The organism is Amycolatopsis sp. MEPSY49 (assembly GCF_051337345.1).
In the GTDB taxonomy this organism is placed as follows: Bacteria; Actinomycetota; Actinomycetes; order Mycobacteriales; family Pseudonocardiaceae; genus Amycolatopsis.
Genome location: NZ_JBDLYJ010000001.1, coordinates 879,301 through 900,247, shown reverse-complemented (window position 1 = coordinate 900,247; position 20,947 = coordinate 879,301). Strand labels below are relative to the sequence as shown.

Sequence of the window (20,947 nt, the reverse complement as noted above, 5' to 3'; positions counted from 1 at the left end):
TTCAACCGCGCGAAGTAGATTCGGCCCCGTGATCGACCACATCAGCATCCCCACCGAGGCCGGTTCCTTCGACGCCATCGCGGCCGGGCCCGAAGACGGCCGGCCCGTGTTGCTGCTGCACGGCTTCCCCGAAGCCGCCGTCGAGTGGGAGCACCAAGTCGCCACCCTCGGGGTGCTCGGCTACCGCGCCGTCGCGCCCGATCAGCGGGGGTACTCGCCCGATGTGCGCCCCGAAGCCGCCGGCGACTACTCCATCGACCACCTCGTCGGGGACGTTGTCACGATCACCGAACAGCTCGGCTGGAAGCAGTTCGACCTCGTCGGGCACGACTGGGGCGGGGCCGTCGCCTGGTGGACCGCCGACGCGCACCCCGAACGGCTGCGCAGCCTCACCGTCGTCTCCACGCCGCACCCGGCCGCGCTCGCCGATGCCATGAAGACCGACGAGGACCAGCACCTGCGGACGCGGTACATGACCGAGTGGCGCCAGACCCGCGTCACCGAGCGGCGGATGCTGGAGAACGACGGCCGCGCGCTGCGGGAGATGTTCGAGCGGCGGCTGCCGCCGTCGAAGGTCGACGACTACGTGCAGCGGCTGTCCGAGCCGGGCGCGCTCACCGCGGCCCTCAACTGGTACCGCGCCGGCCGTCCCGGCGGGAAGATCGGCAAGATCTCCGTGCCGACGCTCTACGTCTGGAGCACCGAGGACGTCTCGTTCGGCTCGACCGCCGCGCTCGACACCGCGAACTGGGTCACCGGGCCCTACCGGTTCGAGATGCTCGAAGACGTGACGCACTGGGCGCCGGAAGAGGCGCCGGAAGCCGTCACCACGCTCATCGTCGAGCACCTCGACGCGCGGTAACGGCCCGTCACCCGGCCGGGCGGACCGCCGGTAACCCACCCGCATCGCGGTACGGGGGCCGCCCGTCCGTCGTGTTCACTGGGGTTGTGGACATCGCGACCGAACCCGAGACCGAGCAGGTCGTCTTCGTCACCGAAGACGGCGTGCCCACCGGCGAAACCGGCCCGAAGCTGGCCAGCCACCACGAGCACACCCGGTTGCACCTGGCCTTCTCGTGCTACGTCCTGCGGCGCGCCGACAACGCGCTGTTGATCACCCAGCGCGCGCTGCACAAGAAGGTCTGGCCGGGGGTCTGGACCAACAGCGTCTGCGGCCACCCGGCGCCGGGCGAGCCGCTCGAGGACGCCGTCCGCCGGCGCGCGGACTACGAGCTCGGACTGCCGTCGCTGTCCGGGCTGCACTGCGTGCTGCCGAAGTACCGCTACCGGACGCCGCCGTTCCAGGGGATCGTCGAGAACGAGTTCTGCCCCGTCTTCGCCGCCTGGGCCGACGACGAGCCCCAGCCCAACCCGGCCGAGGTCGGCGAGTGGCGCTGGGTTGCGTGGACCGACTACCAAGAGCTACTGAACGACGAAACGGCTAATGTGAGTTACTGGGCCAAGGACCAGTTCAGCCAGCTCAAGGGCATCGAGCCGTTCTCCGGACTCTGACGGCACGACTCCGGAGCGTCACCGGCGCCCTCCCGTTTGAGCGAAATTCACCTTCATCCTCAAGCGCGGCCCCCGCTACGACGACAACCAATGCGTGGTGGAGGTGGGCATGGTCGCCGGGGACGAAGCCGTGCTGCGTCGGAGCCCACAGGCACCGGATCTGCTCCGCCTGCACGAGGCCGTCGCGACGCTCTTCGCCACCCAGGGCGACTGGCGGCGCGCCTACCAGCACCTTCGCTCCGCGCTGGACATCGCGCGCGACGGCAGCCTGCGCGACGCGCTGACGTCGAGCTACAACCGCCGCTACCTCGACGAGCGCTTGTACCGACCGTTCGCCGATCGGCAGCCCGGTCCGCTCGGCATCGCGCTCGTCGATCTGGACCGGTTCAAGCGCGTGAACGACACGTACGGTCACCTCGTCGGCGACCGCGTCCTCCGCCGGGTGGCCGACCTGCTCCAGGAGGAGCTGCCACCGGACGGGTTCTGCGCCCGCTACGGCGGCGAGGAGTTCGTGCTGTGGCTGCCCGGCGTCGACTCCGGGCACGCGCTCCGGATCGTCGACGCCGCCCGCGTGCGCGTCGCCCGTCATCCCTGGTCAGAACTGCAGCCGGGACTGCGCGTGACGATCAGCGCCGGCCTCGCCCACGAGGGGCCGGACGCCCCGGCGCCGCCCGAGCGCCAGCTGCGCGACGCCGATGACCTGCTTTACGCCGCGAAACGGGCCGGACGGAACAAAGTCGCCTATCACGACGCGCAAAGCACGCGGTTAATATCCAACTCTGAGTAACGTAAACCGCGCATTACCCCGGAAAGCTGCGGGCATCGGTCACCCGTTTGTCGACGGCCAGCGGCCGTTCGTCGACTCAAGGTGAAGAAAATTCCGGGAGGGTGTCGTCACGAACGGGGGGTATCCGTACGATAACGAAAACCTCCGGGGGAACGATCACCTCTCGCGGGGGAAGACGGCCAAGTCACGACCCCGCCTTCGATCGCGCGAAAGGAGACCGAGTGCCGGACGAGCACGACAGCCCGGGAACCGGTCGCCGTTCGGACGGTCCCGCGCGGCCCCGCACCGGCAGACGCCGGTCGATGGAGGACCAGGGCGGGATCAGCGTCTCGGACGTCGTCGCCAAGTCCACCGGCGTTCGCCCGCTCCCGGCGCGCGCGGACCGTCCCGAGCAGCCCGGGCACCGTGCCCGCGCGGCCGAGCCACCTGCTCCGCCGCGAGCGCGGCCGTCGGACCCCGGCGAGGACCCAGTACCCACGGACGCGACTCGTCAACCGCGCCCGCCGAGGCCGCGCCAGCCGCGCCGCACGACGGCGGCGGCCCCGGCCCCCGAGGCCCCGCTCCAGCGCCGGCCCCCGGCGGCCAACCCAGGCCCCCAGCAGACGGCGGCGGCTCCCCAGCCGCCGCGGCGCTTGAGGCGGCCGGCTCCGGAGGGGGAGGGAGCCGCACCGCAGCGCCCGTCCGCGACCGGTAGTCACCGTGCCGCGAGCGAAGGACGCCAGGCGCCTGAGGGGTCTTCCGAGGTAGCCGTATCGCGCCCAGGCCGACGCGCAGCCGAGGGACGCCCAGCTCCTGACGGATCTTTCGAGACAGCCGCCGCGCCCCCCGCCCACCGCACCGCCGACGGACGCCCAGCTCCCGACGGATCTTTCGAGACAGCCGCACCCCGCACCGCCCGCCGCGCCGCCGACATACCCCCAGCTCCCGACGGACCTTCCGAGACAGTCGCCGCGCGCCCCGCCCGTCGCGCCGCCGAGGGACGCTCAGCTCCGGACACCTCTCCCGAAGCCGCCGCGCCCCGCCCGGTCGTCGGCCGACGCGCTGCCGGCGAAGGCCGCCCGGGGCCCGACGCTTCCTCGGAAGCAGCCGCACCCCGCACCGGCCGTCGCGCCGCTGAAAGCGCTCCCGACGCAGCACACCCGGCCGCTCGCCGTGCCGCCGACGGCTCTCCCGACGCAGCGCAGCGCCCCGGTGCCGCCGCTCGGCGCGGTGCGGCCGACGGCCCCGCCGCCTCTTGGCGCACCGAAAGCTCCCCCGACGCGGCCGCGCCGCAGCGTCCGGCCCCCGCCGGTGGTGCAGCCGCTCGCCGGGCCGCAGCGTCCGACGCCCGGCGCCCCGCCCCCGAGGGCTCAACCGCCGAGGCAGCCGCTCCGCAGCGTCCGGCCCGCCGGCCCGCGGCCGAAGCGCCCCCGCGCCGCACGAGCCCCGAAGCGGCCGGGCCCCGACGCGCCACTCCCGACAGCCCCGGCCCGCGCCGCGCCGCGGCCGAGGGCGCCGCCGCTCAGAGCGGTGCCGACGCCGTCGATGCCCCCACCCAAAAGCGCCCTCCGGTTCCCGAACCGCCCAAGCGGCGTCCCGGCGCGGTGCCGGCTCGGGCCGAGCTCGATCCGCTCACCATGACCGACGAAATGGAAGCGATCGACGAGGCCACCCAGTACCGCCGCAAGATCGACCACACGCTCGCCCGCTTCTCCGCCGCCCACGACGAGATGGAAGCCGAAGAAGCGAAGCGCCGGGAACGCCGTGAGCGCCTCTCGCCCGCTTCGCTCATCGAGAGCACCCGTACCGCTCTCCAACGCGTCGTCGCGCCCACGCCTCCACCCGAAGAAACCGAAGAAGAAGCTGCGCAGACCCGGCTCCAGGAAAAGAAGGCGCGGAAGATCGAACGTTCCGTGCGGTACGGCCGGATCGCCGCGGCCGTCGTCGCCGGGCTCGTCTTCCTCGGCATCGGGGGTGCCTGGGGCGCTCAAACGTACTTCGACGCCAAGTTCACGCAGGTCTCCGCGCTCGACGAGAACTCGTCCGACATCCAGGACGCCGACGCGCAGGCCAACGACGAGAACTTCCTGATGGTCGGCTCCGACACCCGTGACGGCGCGTCCGCCGAGGAAGGCGTCGGGACCGCCGACAGCACTCCGGGCGCCCGGAGCGACACCGTGATGGTCGCGCACATCCCGGCCGACCGGAAGCGGGTCGTCGTCACGTCGTTCCCGCGCGACCTCGAGATCGACCGGCCCGAATGCCAGCGCTGGGATCCCGCGCAGAGCAAGAACACCGACGAGAAGGTCCCCGGCCAGAAGATCGCGAAGCTCAACACCGCGTACGCCGTCGGCGGGCCGTCGTGCGTCACGAAGGTCATCCAGCAGATCACCGGGCTGCGGATCAACCACTTCGTCGGCATCGACTTCAACGGCTTCAAGGAGATGGTCGACGCGGTCCACGGCGTCACCATCCACAACGAGACCCCGATCGACGACACCGTCCTCGGCAAGGTGCTGCTGGAGACCGGCGACGTCACGATCTCCGGTGACCAGGCCCTGAACTACGTCCGCGCGCGGCACGTGAAGGGCGACCCGACGTCGGACTACGGCCGCATCAAGCGGCAGCAGGCCTTCATCGGCGCGCTGCTGAAGAAGGTCATGTCGTCGGACGTCGTGCTCGATCCCGGCAAGCTCAGCGACTTCATCACGGCGTTCGCGAAGGCCACCTTCGGCGACAACCTCGGCGTCAAGCAGATGATGACGCTGGCGCAGTCGATGAAGGGCCTGGATCCGTCGAAGATCTCGTTCCTGACCGTGCCGACGGTCGGCCTGCCCAACAGCCGCGGCAACGAGGTGCTCGTCCGCAGCAAGACGAAGGCCCTCTTCGACGCGCTGCGCAACAACACCCCGCTGCCGGACCCGAACGCGCCCATCCCGCAGAGCGAGCAGGCTCCGCCGACGAGCACGTCGAAGTCGAAGACCAGCACGTCCAAGTCGACGACGAGCAAGAAGAGCGGCACCACGGGCTGATCCGCGAGGATCGTTAGACCGGGTTCACGTGCGGTTCACCCGGCGATGCGGTGTTTGGTCACGGTTGGCCGTAGGGTTGGGCCATGCGTGAGGCTTACCATGTCGAACTCGAACAGCTCGCCGTCAACCTGGCCGCCATGTCGGTCCAGGTCGCCGACGCCATGGAGCGCGCCACACGGGCACTGCTGGAGGTCGACCTCAGTCTCGCCGAACAGGTGATCAGCGACGACGCGAAGGTCGACGACGCCCGCGCCCAGTGCGAGGAGCAGGCGTACGCCCTGCTGGCCCTGCAGGCGCCCGTGGCCACCGATCTGCGCACGGTGCTGGCGGCGATCCACGCCGCCGAAAGCCTGGAGCGGATGGGCGACCTGGCGCTGCACGTGGCGAAGGCCGCGCGGCGCCGGCACCCCGACCCGGTGCTGCCCGAGGCGGTGAAGCCGTACTTCGCCGAGATGGGCGAGGTCGCGGTCAAGCTGGCCCGGTCCACCGAGCAGGTCATCAAGTCGAAGGACGTCGAGGCGGCGAAGACCCTCGAATCCGACGACGACCAGGTGGACGACATCCACCGCCACCTGTTCACGGTCCTGATGGACCGCGAGTGGCCGCACGGCGTGGCCGCGGCGGTCGACGTGACGCTGCTGGGCCGCTTCTACGAGCGCTACGCCGACCACGCGGTGTCGGTCGCGAAGCGGATGATCTTCGTGGTCACCGGCAAGATGCCGGGCTACGGCTCCGACGACGACATCTGAGCACCCCTTCGAAAAGGCCCCTGACGCAGGTCAGGGGCCTTTTTCGTGGGGACCGATGAGTTTCGCGCGGCCGGTGTCTCTCAAGGGATGACAGCACACTCACGAAGGAGCCGGACATGCGCAAGGTCATCGCCTACGTCAACCTCACCCTCGACGGCCACCTGGCCGGCCCGGCGGGCGAGCTGGACTGGATGACGCCCGACCCGGCGATGAACATCGCCCTGTCGGACGAGCTGCGGTCCCGGGTCGACACGATCCTGACCGGACGCACCTTCCACCACGGGATCGAGCAGAACTTCCGCGCCCAGGCGACGGACCCGGCGAGCCCGGCCGAGCTCGTCGACTTCGCGACGTGGATGATTTCGACGCCGCAGGTGGTGTTCTCGCGATCGTTGACCGAGGTGGCCGCGCCGCACCGCCTGGCCGGCGAGGACCTCGTCAGGGTGGTCAAGAAGCTGAAGGCGTTGCCCGGCAAGGACATGGTGCTCTTCGGCGGGGTGTCGACCGTGCGGCAGTTCGTCCGCGAGGGGCTGGTGGACGAGTACTGGACGAAGCTCTACCCGACGGCGATCGGCGCGGGACAGCCGATGTTCACCGAGCGCCGGGAATTGAAGCTGGCGGAAAGCAAAGCGTGGGAATCGGGAATCCTGACGCTGCGCCACGTTCCGGCGTGATCCACAAAGGACAAAAGAAAAGGCCTTTCTCGCCGGCCCCGAGCACCGGCGAGAAAGGCCTTGTCCCCCAACGACGATCAGCCGAAGCGGCCGGAAATGTAGTCTTCCGTGGCCTTTTCGTCGGGGTTGGAGAAGATCTTCTCCGTGTCGTTGAGCTCCACCAGCCGGCCCGGCTGCCCCACGCCCGCCAGGTTGAAGAACGCCGTCTGGTCGGAAACCCGCGCCGCCTGCTGCATGTTGTGCGTCACGATGACGATCGTGTAGTCCTTCTTCAGCTCGCCGATCAGGTCCTCGATCGCGAGCGTCGAAATCGGGTCCAGGGCCGAGCACGGCTCGTCCATCAGCAGGACGTCCGGCTGGACCGCGATCGCCCGCGCGATGCACAGGCGCTGCTGCTGACCGCCCGACAGCCCGCCGCCCGGCTTGTTGAGGCGGTCCTTGACCTCGTTCCACAGGTTCGCGCCGCGCAGGGCGCGCTCGGCGATGTCGTCGAGGGTCTTCTTGCCCTTGGTGCCGCCCAGCTTCAGGCCCGCGACGACGTTGTCCTTGATGGACATCGTCGGGAACGGGTTGGGGCGCTGGAACACCATGCCAATCGTGCGGCGGACCTGCACCGGGTCGACCGACGACGCGTAGATGTTCTCACCGTCCAGCAGGACGTCGCCCTCGACGCGGGCGCCGGGGATGACCTCGTGCATGCGGTTGAGCGTGCGCAGCACCGTCGACTTGCCGCAGCCGGACGGGCCGATGAACGCGGTGACGTTGCGCGGCGGCACGGAGAGGGTGACACCGTCCACGGCGTGGAACTTGCCGTAGTAGATGTCGACGTCCTTGACATCGAGTCGTTTGGCCATCAGGAACAGCTCACTTCTTCTTCGGGGCGACGAGGCGCGCGAACACGGTGGCGAGGAGGTTGATCAGCGCGATGATGAGCACCAGGGTCAGGGCCGCACCCCAGATCCGGTCGAAGCCGACCGAGCCGGGATCCATCGAGTTGGTGACGCGCTCGTTGTTCATCAGCAGCGGGAGCGCCGCCTGTTCGCCGCTGAAGATGTCCCAGTTCGTGTAGGCCGAATAGCCGACCAGGACCAGCAGCGGCGCCGTCTCGCCCATGACGCGGGCCAGGGCCATCATGATGCCGCCGATGATGCCGGACATGGCCGTCGGCAGGACGATCTTCATGATCGTCTTCCACTTCGGCACGCCCAGTGCGTAGGAAGCCTCGCGCAGGTCGTCCGGGACGATCCGCAGCATCTCCTCCGACGAGCGGACGACCACCGGGATCATCAGCAGCACCAGGGCCAGCGAGACCGCGAAACCGCTGCGCGGCAGGCCGAACGTGGTGATCCAGAGCGCGTAGATGAACAGCGCGGCGACGATCGAGGGGACACCGGAGAGGATGTCGACCATGAACGTCGTGGCCTTCGCGAGCTTGCCCCGGCCGTACTCGACGAGGTAGATCGCGACGAGCATGCCGATCGGCACCGCGATGACCGCGCAGACGAGGCCCTGCAGCAGGCTGCCGATGATCGCGTGCAGCACCCCGCCGCCGACCTCGTCGGACAGGTAGTTGCCCAGGTCCTGCGACCACCAGTTGCTGTACGGGATGCGCTTGATGCCGTTCGCGACCACCGTGTAGAGCACCCACACCAGCGGGACGACGGCGATGAGGAACGACAGCCAGACGAGCGTCGTCGCGATGCCGTTCTTGACCTTGCGGGCCAGGCTGACCTGCTGGAACGCGGGGGTCGTGGCAGGGGCTTCGAGCGTGGTGGTCATGCTCAGTCTCCCTTCTTGCCGATGACGGACCGGGCCGCGAAGTTGACGAGGAACGTGAGCACGAACAGCACCAGGCCGGCCGCGATGTACGCGCCGGCCGAGATCTCGTTGTTGAACTCGCTGTAGTTCGCGGCGATCTTCGAGGCGAAAGTGGCACCGCCGTCGAAGAGGCTCCAGTCGAAGTTCTTGCCCTGCGGGATCAGCAGGATGACGGCCAGTGCGATCGTCTCGCCGAGCGCGCGGCCGAGGCCGAGCATGGACGCGCCGATGTACCCGGCCTTGCCGAACGGCAGCACCGTGGTGCGGATGACCTCCCACCGGGTGGCACCGAGGGCGAGCGCGCCCTCCATGTGCGGGGTGGGCGTGCGCTCGAAGACCTCGCGCGAGAGCGACGTGATGATCGGCAGGATCATGACGGCCAGCACGATGCCGGCGGTGAAGATCGTGCCGCGCACGCTCGGCGCGACGTTGCCGGGCGCCAGCAGCGGGAACCACGAGAACGTCGTGTTGATCCACTGCGAGAACGGCTCGATGGCCGGCGCGAACACCAGGATGCCCCACAGGCCGAAGATGATCGACGGCACCGCGGCGAGCAGGTCGATGACGTACGCGAACGGCCGCGCGAGCCGCTTCGGCGCGTACTGGGTCAGGAACAGCGCGATGCCCAGCGAGACGGGCATCGCGATGATCAGCGCCACGACCGACGTCGCCACGGTCACCTCGAGCAGGTCGAGGATGCCGAACGACATGTTGGCCGGGTCGTTGGTCGACCAGCCGTGGTTCGTCAGGAAGTTGGCGTTGTCGGCCTGCAGCGCCGGGATCGCCTGGATGAGCAGGAAGAGCCCGATCAGGCCGATCAGGGCGACGACGAAGACACCCGCCCCGGTGGTCAGGTTCTGGAAGATGCGGTCACCGGGCCGCTTCTTCGGTTTCTCGCTCGCGGGCGGCTGCGGCGCCGCCGGGGAGCCTGGTTGCTCCGAAATCGGGACCTCCGGGGGCGTCGTGGCGGACGACGAACGCCCACCGGGGTCGCCGGTGGGCGTTCGCGTCGAGGATGACTCGCTCATCAGCTACTTCTGACCAGCCTCTATCACTCGGAATTCAGTCGCAATGCCGGTTCAGGAGATCGCCTTGACGGCGGCCAGCACCTTGGTCTGCAGCGACTGCGGGATCGGCACGTAGCCCTTGGCGGACAGCGGCTGCTGGCCCTCGGTCGCGGCCACCGTCAGGAACGCCTTGACGGCCTTCGCGACGTCCGGGTTCGCGTACTTCGAGCAGACGATCTCGTAGGTCGTCAGCAGCAGCGGGTAGGCACCCGGGGTGTTGCTGGCGTAGATGCCGTTGAGGTCGAGCGCGAGGTCGTTCGAGCCCTCGTTGAGGAACTTCGCCGCGTCCAGGGACTTCGCCACGTTCGCCGCGTTGAGCTCGACGCCGCCGGAGCCGCTGTCGATCAGGGCCGGGGTCAGGCCGTCCTTGGCGAACGCGCCCTCGACGTAGGTGATGCCACCGTCGGAGGCCTTCACCGCGGTCGCGACACCGTTGGAGCCCTGCGCACCGTTGCCGACGCCACCGTTGAACTTCTTGCCGGCACCCTTGGTCCAGTCCGCCTTCGCGGCCGCGCCGAGGTACTTCTGGAAGTTGTCGGTGGTGCCCGACTCGTCGGCGCGGGAGACGACCTGGATCGGCTTGTCCGGCAGGTTCAGGCTCTCGTTGCCCTTGACCGCCTTGATGGCCGGGTCGTTCCACTTCGTGATGCCACCGCTGAAGATCTTGGCGGTCACCGACGGGGTCAGCGTCAGCTTGTCCACACCGGACAGCTTGTAGGCGACCGCGATCGGGCCGACGACCAGCGGGATGTTCCAGGCGTCGCTGGCGCAGCGGGCCTTGGCGGCCGCGGCGTCGGCGTCCTTGATCGGCGAGTCGGAGCCGCCGAAGTCGATCTGGTTGGCGTTGAACTGCTTGACGCCCGCGCCCGAACCGCTCGGGTTGTAGTTGACCTGCTGGCCGGCGCACTTCTTGCTGTACTGCTGCGTGAAGATGTCGATGGCGTTCTTCTGGGCCGACGAACCTTCCGCGGAGAGCGGGCTCTTGCCACCGCACTCCACGTCGGCGGTGCCGGTGGCAGCGGGGGCCGAAGCCGCGTTCGAGCTGCTGCTGTTGGACGCCGCGGGGTCGGTACCACAGGCGGCGAGCACGAGGGCGGCGCTCGCGACGATGCCCACCGCGCTCAGGGGCCGCATGATCTTCACTGCTGTTTCCTCCATCAGGAGCTTGACCGGGTCGTCGCGGCGTGGTGCCGCGCCGGATCCGGACATTAGGCAGCCCTGGTGGACGCTCGGCCCTCATCAAATGAACGCGAAGTGAACAAGGCGCCCGATGTGAGGAGTGCTACTACCTGGAAAGGGCGCCGTGTCCTGGCCGTGACCTGCGCGTATGCCCTCAGTGACGAGCCGCTCGCGCCGCGTCGACCGTGGTCACCGACCGTACTGGACGTCGGTTTCGTGACGGGTGAACCCGAGCTTGGTGTAGACCGCGAGCGCCGGGGCGTTGTCGCCCTCGACGTACAGGATGATCTGCCGCAGCCCGCGGCTCGCGAGGTACCGCAGACCGGCGAGCGTCAGCGCCCGCCCCAGCCCGCCGCCCTGCGCCGCCGGGTCGACGCCGACGACGTAGACCTCGCCGACGCGCTCGCCGCCGAACCGGCCCGGCGTGGGCTCGTGGACCTTCGTCCAGTGGAAGCCGATGACCTGGCCGTTTTCTTCGGCGAGGAAAAACCCGTCGGCGTCGAACCAGGCACGTCCCTCGTCGGCGCGGAGGTCGCCGGCGGTCAGCGCGCCCTGCTCGGGGTGCCAGTCGAAGGCCAGCGCGTTGACCCGGACGACGGCGTCCTCGTCCTGCCCCGGGACGAACGTGCGCAGCGAGACGCCGTCACGCAGCCGCGGCTCGGGCCAGTCCGCGCCCTCGACGTCCGTGTGCAGGATGAGCAGCTCGCGCTTGCGCTCGAAGCCGGTCTTCAGCGCCAGCTTGCGCGCCGCCGGGTGGTCGCCGTGCGCCCAGATGCGGAACCCGACCGCGGCGCGCTGGTCGACCGCCTGCAGGAGCTTCGCGCCGTAGCCGCGGTCGCGGTGGGCCGGGTGCACGAACAGCTCGGCGACCTGGTGCCCGAACGAGTCGCCGGTGGTGTCGAGGTGGGCGTAGCCGACGACCTCGCCCTCGACGCAGGCGACGAGGTGCTCGCCGCCGTCGAACTCACCGGGCAGGGCCCCCTCGGGCTCGACCTCCGGCCGCCCGTCGGCGTCGCGGACGGCCAGCAGCAGCCCGCGGACGTCGTCGAGCTGCTTGTCGTCCAGTTCCTGGCGCCACTCGCCGTCTCCAGTCACCCTGCGACCGTACCCGTGCCGGAGGCAACGCGAAGGCTGTCACCGCGTCCTGGAAAGTGTGACGGCGTCAGTGCGTGAGCTCGGGGGTCTCCGCCGGTGCTTCGACCGGGACCGCCGCCTGGCGGGGGACGCCGCCCTTGGCGGGCCGCTCGAACTTGTAGCCGACGTTGCGCACGGTGCCGATCATCTGCTCGTGCTCGGGGCCGAGCTTGGCGCGCAGCCGCCGGACGTGCACGTCGACCGTGCGGGTGCCGCCGAAGAAGTCGTAGCCCCAGACCTCCTGCAGCAGCTGGGCGCGGGTGAACACCCGGCCGGCGTGCTGGGCGAGATACTTGAGCAGCTCGAACTCCTTGTAGGTCAGTTCGAGGGTGCGCTTGCGCAGGCGGGCGGTGTAGGTCGCCTCGTCGATGACCAGCTCGCCGACGCGCAGCTCGGCGTCGACCTGCTGGGAACCGCCGTCGCGGGTCGTGACCAGCCGCAGCCGGGCGTCGACCTCGGCCGGGCCCGCGGTGGGCAGCAGGATGTCGTCGGTGCGCCACTCGGCGCTCACGGCGACGAGCCCGCCCTCGCCGACGACGGCGATGATCGGGGTCGCGGCCTCGTCCTCGCCGGTGCCCTTGAGCAGCCGGCAGAGGCTCTTCGCCGAGGCCAGGTCGCTGCGGGCGTCGAGGAGGATCACGTCGCGGTGGCCCGCGTCGAGCAGGGCGGTCACCTCGGGAGCGCGGACGCGTACGGTGTGCGGCAGCAGGTCCAGCGCGGGGAGCACCGAAGTGGCGTCGGCTTCCGCAGTCAGTACCAGAAGGTCCAGGCTCATCAGCCGCACCGCCTTCACAAGTCGTCGCCTCACGGGTGGCGTTTGCCGGTGCTAAGTGAGAATAGCGGCTGAACGGCCGGGCACCTAACCCTTGCTGGATCGATCACACCTGGAGAAAACCCCGGTGTCCCCGACGAACAGGAGTACGGACGCGATGGTGAGCAGGCCCGTGACCCGGGACGACCGACCCGCACCGAGGCCGGACGCACGGCGCCGCGGGCGCCGGGCCCGGCGCTGGGTGATCGCGCTCGTCGTCCTGGTGTTGCTGCTGGTCGGCGCCGATTTCGGGGCCGCGGCGTACGCCGAGCACATGATCTCCCAGAAGGCCCGTACGCAGCTGCAGCTGACCGATGACCCGTCGGTGACCATCCACGGCTTCCCGTTCCTCACGCAGGCCCTGGGCGGTGACTACAGTCACATCAGCGTGTCCGCCGCCGGCGTGCCGGTCGCCGACAAGCTCCAGGACGTCGCGGTGAACGCCGAGCTCGAGGACGTCACGGCGCCGCTGTCCGACCTCACGAACGGCAACACGAAGGCGATCACGATCGGCAAGCTGACCGGCTCGGTGACCATCAAGGCCGCCGACCTCGCGCGCCTGTCGCCGCTGGACAAGATCAAGGACCTGCGGATCGAGCCGTCGACCGCCGAGTACGTCCAGAACGGCGACAGCGGGCAGAGCGAGCCGGCGCCGACCACGACGACCACCGAGGGCCAGGCCGGCCAGGACGAGTCGAGCACCGGTGTCCGCATTTCGGGACACCTTTCGTTCGCGGGCAAGGATCTGGAAATCTTCTGCTTCGCGATGATCGAGGCCGACGCGAAGGGCGGGACGATCGACTTCGTCCCCAAGCGGCTGCAGTTCGGGAATGACCAGGAGACCACGGTCGTTCCCCAGGCGGTGCAGAACGCGCTGATGCCGAACTTCAAGGCGTCGATCAGCACGAAGGACCTGCCGCTGTCGGTCACCCCGACCGGCGTGCGGGTGCAGAGCGGATCGGTGACGATCAAGGGCGAAGCGACGAACGTGTCCTTCGCGGACCTGAGCAAGTAAGGGAGCTGCCGGTGACGGGGCTGTGGGTGCTCGTGGCGACGCTGGTGGCCGCCGCGGCCGTCGGCGTGCTGCTGCGGGCGCGCGACGGCCGCGTGCGGGACGCTCGGAAGTCGCCCGCCCGCGAGCTGCCCGGCCCCGTCACCGACGTGCTCGACCCGGCGTCCGCCGTGACGCTGGTCCAGATCTCCACCACCTTCTGCGCGCCCTGCCGGCACGCGAAGGCCGTGCTCGAGCCGCTGGCCGAGCGCACCGACGGCCTGCGCCACGTCGAACTCGACGTCACGAACTCCCCGGAGGTCGCGCAGTCGCTGTCCGTGCTGCGGACGCCGACCACGATCGCGCTGACCCCGGACGGCCGCGAGCTGCTGCGCGTCGGCGGCGTCCCCAAGGGCCCCGAACTGCTGGCCGCGCTGCGGCCCCATCTCACCGCACCCACCCCCTGACGTTCGCGTTCGCACATTCACTTTCTCCACGAAAGATGCGTACGAGGGGGTGCGGCGTCCCACAGGCCGGGAATCGTCCCAAGGTATGAACGTGGTTCCCACTCTGAGGGAGCTCTGGGTACCCTCGCACCCGTGACCGGGCTGACCACCTTCTTGACGCAGCGACGCGCAGTCGACCTCTGCCGCGTCCGCAGCAGCCTGTGTCGCGCTTCCTCCGACCGGCGCTGAAGCACGTCCGGTCCCAGCCAGCCCTGATGCCGCTGACGCGTGCCGTTCGCACGCACCCCGCTCTGCTCCAGCTGGAGGAACCATGTCCGCCGGACCGGCCGTCGACCCGCGTGGCCCGCGGTTCGCCGCCATCCTGACCACGATCGTGCTCGCGGTCGTCCTGGTCACCCAGTGGTGGCCGCTGCTGGCGATCCAGACCGTCGTGTTCGCCATCGGCGCGTTCGTCGGGCTCAAGCCGGCGCCCTACTCGATCGTGTACCGCACGCTCGTGGCCCCGCGCCTCGGCCCGACGTCCGAGCGCGAAGACGCCGCCCCGCTGCGGTTCGCCCAGGCCGTCGGGTTCGTGTTCGCCCTGGTGGGCACGATCGGATTCGCTGTGGGGATCGTCCCGCTCGGCATCGTCGCGACGGCGTTCGCGCTGTTCGCGGCCTTCCTCAACGCGGCTTTCAACTTCTGCTTGGGCTGCGAAATGTTCTTGCTCTTCAAACGCTTCACCCCCTCCCGCGCGTCCTGAAAGTCCGACCCAGAAAGAGAGTTCAGTTCCCATGAGCCGTGAAGACGTCCTGGTCACCACCCAGTGGGCCGAGGAGAACCTGGACACCCCCGGCGTCGTGTTCGCCGAGGTCGACGAGGACACCACCGCCTACGACGCCGGCCACATCCGGGGCGCGGTGAAGTTCGACTGGCGCAACGACCTGCAGGACGGGGTGCGCCGCGACTTCGTCTCCAAGGAGGGCTTCGAGAAGCTCCTGTCGGAGAAGGGGATCTCGAACGACGACCTCGTCATCCTCTACGGCGGCAACAACAACTGGTTCGCGGCGTACGCGTACTGGTACTTCAAGCTGTACGGCCACGACAAGGTCAAGCTGCTCGACGGCGGCCGCAAGAAGTGGGAGCTCGACGGCCGCGAGCTGAACTCGGACGAGGTCAAGCGCGACCGCACCGAGTACAAGGCGCAGGACCAGGACCTTTCGCTGCGCGCGTTCCGCGACGAGGTCGTCCAGTCGATCGGGTCGAAGAACTTCGTCGACGTGCGCTCGCCCGACGAGTTCTCCGGCAAGCTGCTCGCCCCGGCGCACCTGCCGCAGGAGCAGTCCCAGGTTCCCGGGCACATCCCCGGCGCGCTGAACGTGCCGTGGGCGAAGGTCGCCAACGAAGACGGCACCTTCAAGACCGAGGAAGAGATCAAGGAGCTCTACAAGGACGAGGGCATCGACGAGGGCAAGGGCACCATCGCCTACTGCCGCATCGGTGAGCGCTCCTCCATCGCCTGGTTCGCGCTCCACGAGCTGCTGGGCTACGAGGACGTCAAGAACTACGACGGTTCGTGGACGGAATACGGCTCGCTGGTCGGCGTGCCGGTCGAGTTGGGAGCCAAGTGATGGCGGTAGACGACAGCTGCGGCGCACCGGTCCAGGAGGCCACGCCGGCGGACTTCGACACCCGGGGGCAGGTCGTGCTCGCCGGCAAGGTGACGGGCGCGAACGGCCCGGTGGGCGGCGCGTTCGTGAGGCTGCTGGACGGCGGCGGCGACTTCACGGGCGAGGTGGTCTCCTCGGCCGAGGGCGACTTCCGCTTCTACGCGGCGCCGGGCGACTGGACGGTCCGCGCGCTGCACCGCACGGGCAACGGCGAGGCTTCGGTCACCGCGGAGGGCCCGGGCCTGCACCAGCTGGCCATTTCGGTCGGCTGACGTTCGTTCCCCAGGAAGGGCACTTCCACTTCGGTGGACGTGCCCTTCCTGGCGTTTCCGGCCGGGTGACTGTGCTCACCGTGACGACCCTGCGCGGCGCCGGACGCGGGGCGGCGGACTAAGCTGCCAGCCGTGGAAGCCTTGTTTACGACCCTCCTGGTGCTGGCGGGCGTCGCGATCACCTGGTTCGCCGTCTACGTCGTTTACCGGCTGTACGCGGACCAGCGCTGACCCATGACCGCCAGCGGCGACGAAGCCATCGCGGCAGCGGAGAAGCGCGCCGAAAGCACGCGTGCGCGCAACCTCCCGCTGTGGGACGACCTGCCCATCCCGAACGACACCGCGAACCTGCGTGAGGGGCCGAACCTCAACGACGCCTGCCTCGCCCTGCTGCCGCTCGTCGGCGTGTGGCGCGGGGAGGGCGAGGTCGACTACCCGACCATCGACGGCCCCCGCAAGTTCGCGCAGCAGCTGACGATCTCCCACGACGGCCGCCCCTTCCTGATCCACGAGGCCCGTTCGTGGCTGCTGGACGACGACGGCAACGTCATCCGCCCGGCCGCCCGCGAGTCCGGGTTCTGGCGGCCGCAGGAGGACGACACGATCGAGCTGCTGCTCACCCACAACACCGGCATCGTCGAGCTGTACTACGGCAAGCCGCGCAACCAGACGTCCTGGGAGCTCGGTACCGACGCGGTGATCCGCACGGCCACGGCCAAGGACGTCACCGCGGCCCAGCGGCTGTACGGCCTGATCGAAGGCTCCCTCGGCTACGTCGAGGAACGCGCGATGGTGGGCCAGGAGATGCAGCCGCACTCCTCGGCCCTGCTGCGCCGCGTCGTCGGCTGACGCCGTGCGCTGGCGGCGGTGTGGCGAAGACGCCGCCCTGCTCGACTGCGACTCCCTCGAGCAGATGCGGGCGGCCCACGCGACCGTGGCGGCCGCCCGCCCGGCCGGAGTCGTCGACCTCGTGCCGGGCGCCCGCAGCCTCCTGGTCGTCGGCGGGGTCGCCGCCGTGAAAGCTCTGCTCGACGACGCCGATCTGACGCACCCGCCCGCCGGCGAGCCACGCGAAGTGACGCTCGACGTCCGCTACGACGGCGAAGACCTCTCCCTGGTCGCTTCGGACGCTGGGATGTCCGTGGACGCTGTCGTCGAGCTGCACACCGAAGCCGTCTACACGGTCGCGTTCACCGGCTTCGCGCCCGGCTTCGGTTACCTGACCGGGCTTCCCTCGCAGCTGCAGCAGCCGCGGCTGGAGTCGCCGCGCACCCGCGTCCCGGCCGGGTCGGTGGGCCTGGCGGGCGAATTCACCGGCGTCTACCCGCGTGAGTCGCCGGGTGGCTGGCGGCTGCTCGGCCACACGTCGGCGACGCTGTTCGACCCGCACGCCGACCCGCCCGCGCTCTTCGCGCCGGGGGACCGCGTCCGCTTCCGGAGCGTCCGGTGAGGTCCCTCGAAGTGCTCGACCCCGGGCCGTACGCGCTGGTCGAGGACCTGGGCCGGCCCGGTTACGCGCACCTCGGGGTCGCGCCGTCCGGCGCGCTGGACACCGCGTCGCTGCGGCTCGCGAACCGGCTGGCCGGCAACCCTGCGACGGCCGCGGGCATCGAAGCCCTGCTGGGCGGCCTCGCGGTGCGGCTCACGGCCTCGGCGACGGTCGCGGTGACGGGCCCGGTGGTCGACGTCCGGGTCGACGGCCGCTCCTTCGGCTCCCACGTCCCGGTGCCGGTGCGCGCCGGCCAGACGCTGACCGTCGGCACGCCGTCGACCGGTCTGCGCTGCTACCTCGCGGTCTCCGGCGGGATCGCCGTCGAGGAGGTGCTGGGCAGCCGCTCCCGCGACGTCCTGTCCGGTATCGGCCCGGCACCGCTGAAGGGCGGTGACGTGCTTCCGCTCGGGGAGCCCGGCATCCCGGCGGGCGCGGACGTCATCGTCCCCGCGCCGGCCCCGGCCGAACTGGTGGTGCCGGTGACGCTCGGCCCGCGCGACGACTGGCTCGACGACCCGGCGCGCGGGCTCTCCGCGTGGTGGACCGTCACGGCGGAGTCCAACCGCGTCGGCCTGCGCCTCGACGGGACGCCGCTGCGCCGCGCGATCGACGGCGAGCTGCCCAGCGAGGGCGTCGTCACGGGCGCGATCCAGGTGCCGCCGAGCGGTTTGCCGGTGGTGTTCCTCGCCGACCACCCGACGACCGGCGGCTACCCCGTCGCGGCCGTCGTGCGGCCCGCCGCGCTGAGCGCGCTCGCCCAGGCCCGGCCGGGCACCCGCGTCCGGTTCCGGATGTCCTGAAAGTCCGCTACCGCCAGGGGAGTGAGACGCCGATCACCCGGTGCACCCGTCCGCGTGAGTCCTGGAACCATGTCGCGCCGCCGCCCGTCCTGATAGGCGTGGAACAGGTGACGATCAGCGGTGGCACGGGTTTCCTCGACGTGAACACGCGGGTGCGGGCGGAGCTGCCCCAGTCGCTGCGGATCGCGCTGGCCACCGGTCAGCTGCGCCGCCCGCTCGCCACCACCCTCGGCCCGGTCCTCGACCTGCTCGTCGACGGCGACTACCGCGTCAGCGGCCCGGAACGCCTGCCCGATGACCAGCTGCTCACGCCGACCGACACCTGGCCGCCGGCCGACGAGGCCCGCGTCGGCTACTACCGGACCGCCATCCGCACCGGCCACCGCCCGGTCGCGGTCCTGCTGGCCGACGGCGACCGCGAGCTGATCATCGACGGCCACCACAAGATCGCCGCCTACCGCGCCGAAGAGGTCGCCCCCGCCGTCGTCCGGATCCGCCTCGGTCAGGCGTACTCGGCCTCGTAGGCGGCCACGAGCTCGGCGTACACCGCCGACGAGTCCGGCAGCCGCTCGCCGTCCAGCGTGTGCACGCGGGTCAGCTTGCGCACGCTCGACGCCATGAAGACGCCGTCGCCCTCGACGAGGTCGCGCACGGTCAGCGGCTCGACCTTGACCGCCCAGCCGGCCTTCTCCGCGCCGCGGAACAACGCGGCCTGGGTCGTGCCCGGGAGGATGCCGATGCTCGACGGCGGCGTGTAGAGCGTCCGGCCCTTCGCGAGCACCACGTTCGACGTCGGCCCTTCGAAGATCGAACCGTCGGTCGCGGTGAAAATCACATCTTCGGCGCCGCGGCGGCGCGCCTCGCGCACCGCGGCCATGTTCATCGCGTACGACAACGGCTTCGCGCCGAGCAGCAGCCAAGGCGCGCGCTCGGCGAGGTCCGGCGGGAAGCCGCGTTCGAGGGTGATCGCGGCGACGCCTTCGGCACGCGCCTTCAAGGTCGCCGGGGTGACCTCCGAGCCGAGCGCGAAACCGGTCGGCACCGCGGCCGGGTCACCGTCGGATCCCCTGGTGTACACCAGTTTCAGCACCATTTCGGGCCCGCCGGTCCACCTTTCGAGCACGAGCGAAACGACGTGCTCCCACGCGGCGAGGTCGGGCTCGGGCAGGTCGAGCATGGCCGCCGAGCGGGCCAGCCGCTCGAGGTGCGGCCGCAGCTCCCGCGGCTTGCCGTCGACGACGAGGACGGTCTCGAAGACGCCGTCGCCGCGCTGCAGCCCGAGGTCGTCGACCTTGATCTGGGGGACGTCTGGGTCGGCCGGGGTTCCGTCGAGGAGGACGAGCACGCGCATGGGCACACGGTACTCACCTAGGCTTAGCGGTATGCCGTACCGCTCGCCGCTGCTGGACGTGCCCGGATCGATCCCTTCTCCTGACGACCACCCCGAAGCCGGCGTCCCCTGGCACTGGGGAGACCCCTTCGCGGAGCAGCGCACGGCCTCGCGCAGCGCCGTCGTGATCGACCGGTCGCACCGCGAATTCCTCGCCGTCAGCGGCGAAGAACGGTTGTCGTGGCTGCACCTGGTGATCTCGCAGCACGTGACCGAGCTGGCCGAAGGGTCCGGCACCGAGGCGCTGGTGCTGGACAGCCAGGGCCGCGTCGAGACGCACATGGTGGTCGCGCACCTCGACGGCACCGTCTACCTCGACACCGACCCCGGCACGAGCGTCACCAGCGCGCTGCCCAAGGGCGGCCCGCAGACCCTGCTCGAGTACCTCGAGGCGATGAAGTTCTGGTCCAAGGTGGACATCCGCGACGCGACCGGCGAACTCGCGCTGCTCACCGTGCTCGGCCCGGACGCCGAGCGCGTGCTGAGCGCGGTCGGCGCGGAGGTCGGCCCGGAGCCGTACGCGGTCGCGGCGCTGCCCGGCGGCGGGTTCGCGCGGCGGATGCCGTGGCCCGGCCGGTGGAGCGTCGACCTGGCGGTGCCGCGCGACTCCCTGGTCGAGTGGTGGAAGCGGCTCACCGACGCGGGCGCCCGCGCGGCGGGCAGCTGGGTGTTCGACGCCCTGCGCGTCGAGTCGCTGCGGCCGCGGCTGGGCGTCGACACCGACGACCGCACGATCCCGCACGAAGTCGGCTGGGTCGGCTCGGCCGCGCACGTCGCGAAGGGCTGCTACCGCGGCCAGGAGACGGTGTCGAAGGTCCACAACGTGGGACGCCCGCCGCGCAACCTCCTCCTGCTGCACCTCGACGGCTCGCCCGAGGTCACGCCGGAGACCGGCGACCCCGTGCTGCTCGACGGCCGGACCGTCGGCCGGATCGGCACGGTGATCCAGCACCACGAGCTCGGCCCGATCGCGTTGGCGCTGGTCAAGCGGTCTACCCCGGTGGGCGCCGAGCTGCTGACGGGCTCGGAGGACAACCTCGTCCAGGCGGCGATCGACCCCGATTCCGTCCCTTCGGAGCAGCCCGCGCCCGGCCGTGCGGCGGCGGCCCAACTCCGTGGCTGATCGAAAGCCCCTGACAGCGAG

24 protein-coding genes are annotated in these 20,947 nt (G+C 70.5%); 17 read left to right on the top strand and 7 right to left on the bottom strand.

The genetic code is table 11. From position 1 onward, the window contains the following. Positions 1 to 28: 28 nt before the first annotated feature. The 6 genes from ABFJ78_RS04465 to ABFJ78_RS04440 all read left to right on the top strand — a co-directional run bounded on the left by ABFJ78_RS04465 (position 29) and on the right by ABFJ78_RS04440 (position 6,733). Positions 29 to 862 carry an alpha/beta fold hydrolase gene (locus ABFJ78_RS04465; RefSeq protein WP_436384376.1) on the top strand — a complete coding sequence of 278 codons (834 nt, stop codon included), beginning with the start codon at positions 29 to 31 and terminating at the stop codon, positions 860 to 862. Between the two features lie 86 nt (positions 863 to 948). After that, complete coding sequence (gene idi / locus ABFJ78_RS04460; RefSeq protein ID WP_436384375.1) at positions 949 to 1,512, top strand: isopentenyl-diphosphate Delta-isomerase; 564 nt, start codon at positions 949 to 951, stop codon at positions 1,510 to 1,512. 109 nt (positions 1,513 to 1,621) lie between these two features. Continuing rightward, a complete protein-coding gene (locus tag ABFJ78_RS04455) occupies positions 1,622 to 2,299 on the top strand; it encodes a GGDEF domain-containing protein (RefSeq protein ID WP_436384374.1) in 678 nt (225 codons plus the stop codon). A gap of 1,616 nt (positions 2,300 to 3,915) precedes the next feature. Then, positions 3,916 to 5,310, top strand: coding sequence for an LCP family protein (locus tag ABFJ78_RS04450; RefSeq protein WP_436384372.1), 1,395 nt, complete (start codon positions 3,916 to 3,918; stop codon positions 5,308 to 5,310). Between the two features lie 83 nt (positions 5,311 to 5,393). Next, entirely contained in the window at positions 5,394 to 6,059 is a 666-nt protein-coding gene (phoU, locus tag ABFJ78_RS04445; protein ID WP_436384371.1) for a phosphate signaling complex protein PhoU, read from the top strand. A 116-nt stretch (positions 6,060 to 6,175) separates the two neighbouring features. Continuing rightward, positions 6,176 to 6,733 carry a dihydrofolate reductase family protein gene (locus ABFJ78_RS04440; protein WP_436384370.1) on the top strand — a complete coding sequence of 186 codons (558 nt, stop codon included), beginning with the start codon at positions 6,176 to 6,178 and terminating at the stop codon, positions 6,731 to 6,733. Between the two features lie 77 nt (positions 6,734 to 6,810). Here ABFJ78_RS04440 and pstB read toward each other — a convergent pair whose 3' ends face one another. From pstB to ABFJ78_RS04410, 6 genes are all read right to left on the bottom strand, one after another. Next, complete coding sequence (pstB, locus tag ABFJ78_RS04435; protein ID WP_020642202.1) at positions 6,811 to 7,587, bottom strand: phosphate ABC transporter ATP-binding protein PstB; 777 nt, start codon at positions 7,585 to 7,587, stop codon at positions 6,811 to 6,813. Between the two features lie 10 nt (positions 7,588 to 7,597). Further along, positions 7,598 to 8,512: a phosphate ABC transporter permease PstA gene (pstA, locus tag ABFJ78_RS04430; RefSeq protein ID WP_372671738.1), complete on the bottom strand. Its 915-nt coding sequence runs from the start codon at positions 8,510 to 8,512 to the stop codon at positions 7,598 to 7,600. 2 nt (positions 8,513 to 8,514) lie between these two features. Continuing rightward, entirely contained in the window at positions 8,515 to 9,579 is a 1,065-nt protein-coding gene (gene pstC, locus ABFJ78_RS04425) for a phosphate ABC transporter permease subunit PstC (protein ID WP_436384368.1), read from the bottom strand. Between the two features lie 51 nt (positions 9,580 to 9,630). Continuing rightward, complete coding sequence (gene pstS, locus ABFJ78_RS04420) at positions 9,631 to 10,761, bottom strand: phosphate ABC transporter substrate-binding protein PstS (protein ID WP_436384367.1); 1,131 nt, start codon at positions 10,759 to 10,761, stop codon at positions 9,631 to 9,633. Positions 10,762 to 10,986: 225 nt separating this feature from the next. Next, positions 10,987 to 11,892, bottom strand: a complete 906-nt coding sequence (gene mshD, locus ABFJ78_RS04415) for a mycothiol synthase (RefSeq protein ID WP_436384365.1) — start codon at positions 11,890 to 11,892, stop codon at positions 10,987 to 10,989. A 67-nt stretch (positions 11,893 to 11,959) separates the two neighbouring features. Continuing rightward, positions 11,960 to 12,706: a winged helix-turn-helix transcriptional regulator gene (locus ABFJ78_RS04410; RefSeq protein WP_436384364.1), complete on the bottom strand. Its 747-nt coding sequence runs from the start codon at positions 12,704 to 12,706 to the stop codon at positions 11,960 to 11,962. 154 nt (positions 12,707 to 12,860) lie between these two features. Here ABFJ78_RS04410 and ABFJ78_RS04405 point away from each other — a divergent pair, with 154 nt between their 5' ends. The 10 genes from ABFJ78_RS04405 (at position 12,861) to ABFJ78_RS04360 (ending at position 18,937) form a co-directional block, all read left to right on the top strand. Next, complete coding sequence (locus tag ABFJ78_RS04405) at positions 12,861 to 13,757, top strand: LmeA family phospholipid-binding protein (protein ID WP_436384363.1); 897 nt, start codon at positions 12,861 to 12,863, stop codon at positions 13,755 to 13,757. A gap of 11 nt (positions 13,758 to 13,768) precedes the next feature. Further along, the gene (locus ABFJ78_RS04400) at positions 13,769 to 14,200 is read left to right on the top strand and encodes a TlpA family protein disulfide reductase (RefSeq protein WP_436384362.1); all 432 of its coding nucleotides are present in this window, start codon (positions 13,769 to 13,771) and stop codon (positions 14,198 to 14,200) included. A gap of 132 nt (positions 14,201 to 14,332) precedes the next feature. After that, on the top strand, positions 14,333 to 14,428 hold the full coding sequence (locus tag ABFJ78_RS04395; RefSeq protein ID WP_436384361.1) for a putative leader peptide: 96 nt from the start codon (positions 14,333 to 14,335) through the stop codon (positions 14,426 to 14,428). Between the two features lie 82 nt (positions 14,429 to 14,510). Next, a complete protein-coding gene (locus tag ABFJ78_RS04390; RefSeq protein WP_436384359.1) occupies positions 14,511 to 14,942 on the top strand; it encodes a DUF4395 domain-containing protein in 432 nt (143 codons plus the stop codon). Between the two features lie 31 nt (positions 14,943 to 14,973). Next, positions 14,974 to 15,810: a sulfurtransferase gene (locus ABFJ78_RS04385; protein WP_436384358.1), complete on the top strand. Its 837-nt coding sequence runs from the start codon at positions 14,974 to 14,976 to the stop codon at positions 15,808 to 15,810. After that, on the top strand, positions 15,810 to 16,121 hold the full coding sequence (locus tag ABFJ78_RS04380; RefSeq protein ID WP_436384356.1) for a DUF1416 domain-containing protein: 312 nt from the start codon (positions 15,810 to 15,812) through the stop codon (positions 16,119 to 16,121). Before ABFJ78_RS04385 ends, ABFJ78_RS04380 begins: the two co-directional genes overlap by 1 nt. A 234-nt stretch (positions 16,122 to 16,355) precedes the next feature. Beyond that, on the top strand, positions 16,356 to 16,970 hold the full coding sequence (locus ABFJ78_RS04375) for an FABP family protein (RefSeq protein ID WP_436384355.1): 615 nt from the start codon (positions 16,356 to 16,358) through the stop codon (positions 16,968 to 16,970). A gap of 4 nt (positions 16,971 to 16,974) precedes the next feature. Beyond that, positions 16,975 to 17,571, top strand: coding sequence for a 5-oxoprolinase subunit B family protein (locus ABFJ78_RS04370; protein ID WP_436384353.1), 597 nt, complete (start codon positions 16,975 to 16,977; stop codon positions 17,569 to 17,571). Then, the gene (locus tag ABFJ78_RS04365) at positions 17,568 to 18,413 is read left to right on the top strand and encodes a biotin-dependent carboxyltransferase family protein (protein WP_436384352.1); all 846 of its coding nucleotides are present in this window, start codon (positions 17,568 to 17,570) and stop codon (positions 18,411 to 18,413) included. The genes ABFJ78_RS04370 and ABFJ78_RS04365 overlap by 4 nt, the downstream gene beginning before the upstream one ends. Before the next feature lie 98 nt (positions 18,414 to 18,511). Next, the gene (locus ABFJ78_RS04360; RefSeq protein WP_436384351.1) at positions 18,512 to 18,937 is read left to right on the top strand and encodes a hypothetical protein; all 426 of its coding nucleotides are present in this window, start codon (positions 18,512 to 18,514) and stop codon (positions 18,935 to 18,937) included. Here the strand turns inward: ABFJ78_RS04360 and ABFJ78_RS04355 are convergent. Continuing rightward, on the bottom strand, positions 18,916 to 19,764 hold the full coding sequence (locus ABFJ78_RS04355) for an aminodeoxychorismate lyase (RefSeq protein ID WP_436384349.1): 849 nt from the start codon (positions 19,762 to 19,764) through the stop codon (positions 18,916 to 18,918). The two genes, ABFJ78_RS04360 and ABFJ78_RS04355, sit on opposite strands and share 22 nt — an antisense overlap. Before the next feature lie 31 nt (positions 19,765 to 19,795). On the opposite strand from ABFJ78_RS04355, the gene ygfZ reads away from it, so the two are divergent. Continuing rightward, a complete protein-coding gene (gene ygfZ / locus ABFJ78_RS04350) occupies positions 19,796 to 20,926 on the top strand; it encodes a CAF17-like 4Fe-4S cluster assembly/insertion protein YgfZ (protein WP_436384348.1) in 1,131 nt (376 codons plus the stop codon). Positions 20,927 to 20,947: the final 21 nt, after the last annotated feature.